The sequence below is a fragment of the Segatella oulorum F0390 genome, from assembly GCF_000224615.1.
Taxonomy (GTDB): Bacteria; Bacteroidota; Bacteroidia; order Bacteroidales; family Bacteroidaceae; genus Prevotella; species Prevotella oulorum.
In genome coordinates this window covers 1-636 of the sequence record NZ_JH114228.1, presented here as the reverse complement: position 1 = coordinate 636, position 636 = coordinate 1, and the positions used below count along the sequence as shown (strand labels likewise).

Sequence of the window (636 nt, the reverse complement as noted above, 5' to 3'; positions counted from 1 at the left end):
CTCTATCGCAAGTTTGTCAAAAACGAAACCAACAGAGATTATCTTGACGGACTTCGGTATATTGCGGAGCGTGGAACTATGATAAAAGCAGTGGTGTGTGATGGGCATGTAGGACTTTTACAATCTATACATTTCTGTCCCGTACAAATGTGTCAATTTCACCAATTTCAGATAGTTAGAAGACTCCTTACTAACAACCCACATTTGCCTGCAGGCGTTGAACTATTGGCATTAATGAGAAGGATGTTCTCTATGAGAAAAGAAGAGTTTATAACTGCTTTTGATAAATGGTGTGATAAATGGAAAGAGTTCCTAAATGAACGAACTCTCCTAATCTCGGGTAAGACAACTTATACACACAGAAGACTGAGAACGGCAAGACGTTCTATTAAGACACATCTGCCATGGCTCTATACGTGTGAGGAGCATCCGGATATACAAATACCTAATACAACAAACCTGTTGGAAGGATTTAACTCACAACTTAAAAGAGCACTACATAATCATAATGGATTGAATGAAGCTAACAAAAAGAAGTTTATAGATGGGCTCATAAATACAAAAAAGTAGGCTGGAATAACCAGCCTACCAAATGTCCATTACTAAAACCCGAGAGGTTTTCAGCCTACCAAATGT

Annotated in this window: 1 protein-coding gene; it reads left to right on the top strand. The window is 38.4% G+C overall.

The window, feature by feature from the left end:
* The coding region (locus HMPREF9431_RS12010) for an IS256 family transposase, variant Zn-binding type (protein ID WP_050795674.1) at nucleotides 1-570 on the top strand (570 nt) is incomplete at its 5' end.
* Nucleotides 571-636: the final 66 nt, after the last annotated feature.